Origin of the sequence: Halobacteriovorax sp. (genome assembly GCF_041587335.1) — a bacterium.
Taxonomy (GTDB): domain Bacteria; phylum Bdellovibrionota; class Bacteriovoracia; order Bacteriovoracales; family Bacteriovoracaceae; genus Halobacteriovorax.
The window spans coordinates 1-1,955 of record NZ_JBFGYP010000269.1 but is presented as its reverse complement, the minus strand read 5'-3'; the positions used below and the strand labels follow the sequence as shown (position 1 = coordinate 1,955).

Annotated in this window: 3 protein-coding genes; all 3 read left to right on the top strand. The window is 34.7% G+C overall.

The window, feature by feature from the left end; genetic code table 11:
* A partial coding sequence (gene speE / locus ABX784_RS17310) for a polyamine aminopropyltransferase (RefSeq protein WP_372656310.1) occupies nucleotides 1-681 on the top strand: 681 nt, incomplete at its 5' end.
* 13 nt (nucleotides 682-694) lie between these two features.
* Nucleotides 695-1,138, top strand: coding sequence for an EVE domain-containing protein (locus ABX784_RS17305; protein ID WP_372656309.1), 444 nt, complete (start codon nucleotides 695-697; stop codon nucleotides 1,136-1,138).
* Nucleotides 1,139-1,292: 154 nt separating this feature from the next.
* The coding region (locus ABX784_RS17300) for a CHASE4 domain-containing protein (RefSeq protein WP_372656308.1) at nucleotides 1,293-1,955 on the top strand (663 nt) is incomplete at its 3' end.

Below are 1,955 nucleotides of genomic sequence, written 5' to 3'. Positions count from 1 at the left end.
TTTGCTTACCATGACATGATTTCACATGTTCCATTATTCGTTCATCCAAACCCTAAAAATGTACTTGTAATAGGTGGTGGAGACGGAGGAACTGCAAGAGAAGTCATTCGACACTCAAGCGTAGAGAAATGTACAATGGTTGAAATCGATAAAATGGTTGTAGACGCATGTATTGAGCATATCCCTCAGACGGCAAAAGATCTGACGGGAGATAAAATAAACCTTATCATTGGTGATGGTGTTAAGTTTGTTAAAGAAACGAAAGAAAAGTTTGATGTAATTCTAGTAGACTCTACAGACCCAATTGGTCCTGCTACTCCACTTTTTGGTACTGAGTTCTATGAAGATCTAAAGAAGTGCCTAAGTGAAGACGGAATTGTTGTATCTCAAGGAGAATCTCCTTGGTACCAAACAGATATCCAAAAGGGATTGATTAAAATCCTTGATAGTGTATTCAATGATGTATTCCTTTATACTTTTTCAAATCTCACATACCCTGGTTCACTTTGGTCATTTACATTTGCTACAAAGAAGTATCATCCAGTAAAAGACTTTGACTCTTCAAGAGTTGAAAAATCAGGACTAGATTTTGATTACTACAATAAGGGAATTCATTCAGCGGCTTTTGCATTGCCAAGCTTTATAAAAAAGAATTTAGACGGCTTAATAAAGAATGACTAAAAAGTACTGGCTCATGAAAACTGAGCCTGACACTTTTTCAATTGACGACCTAAACGGTAGACCTGATAAAACAGAAAGCTGGGATGGGGTCAGAAATTATCAGGCAAGGAACTTCATGCGTGATGATATGAAAATAGGAGACCTCGTACTCCTCTACCATTCTAGCTGTAAAGTTCCAGGAATTGCAGGAATAGCAAAAGTAGTAAGAGAGTCTCACCCTGACCATACGTCCTGGGACAAAAAGTCCGCGTATTACGACCCTAAATCATCGAAGGAAGAGCCCAGATGGTTTATGGTCGCGATTAAGTTCCAAAAGAAGTTTAAAACCTACTTACCTTTAACAAAACTTAAGAATATTGAGCAACTAAGAGACATGGTACTTCTAAAGAAAGGGAGCAGGCTCTCAATTCAGCCAGTAACGAAAGAAGAATTTGATTTCATCAATAAACTTATTTAATTTAAATTAAGTCTCAAGATATACTCACTTATTTACGATAAGTTTATATATTAACATTATCCAGTTGGTGTTCAACAATTGCAGGGCCTACTATTTTTGATTAGGTTCTTTTTAACTACGCTCTTATATATATTGGAGATATACTGAATAAATAATGGAAACTAAAAAGAAGCTCCTATACATTTATTCTCTATCTCTATTCCTTGTACTAATAACCCTGGTTATCTTTGCTCGTTTTGTTTTTTATTCAGAATTTAAAGACTTAGAATATAGAAAAATTGATCAAATAAATGAACTTGTTCGAAAAGAAATTCTAAAAGACCTAGGTCAGTTAAGTTTTAAAAATAAGGAATGGTCAACTAGACAAGAGAACTACAACACACTTAAATCTAAAGATTATAAAAAGTTTGAAACAAATTTAAACCTTTCGGCCCTAAGAAGTTTAAATATAGACCTCATTCTATATGGTAGTAATACAAAGTTTCTAGATGGATTTAATTTGGGATATGACCATGATAAAAACTCCATAGGACTACAAAGAATCCCCTCCAAACTCATCGATAAGATTAATAAAAGTAATGCACTTTCTGGAAATAAAAGAACTCTAGAGATTTTTAACTTTGGAGATCATGGTAGCTGGTTAATCTCCCACTTACCCGTAACAGATCGGTACGGCGTCGAAGAGAGCGCTGGCCAATTGATCATGGGTAAGAAGCTAGATCAATCATACCTTGAGAAGTTGAGTCATAAGTTAGGTATAAACATAAAAATAAAAGGCATAAAAAAGACAGTAGATAGTGTTAAGTATAAGGTTGAT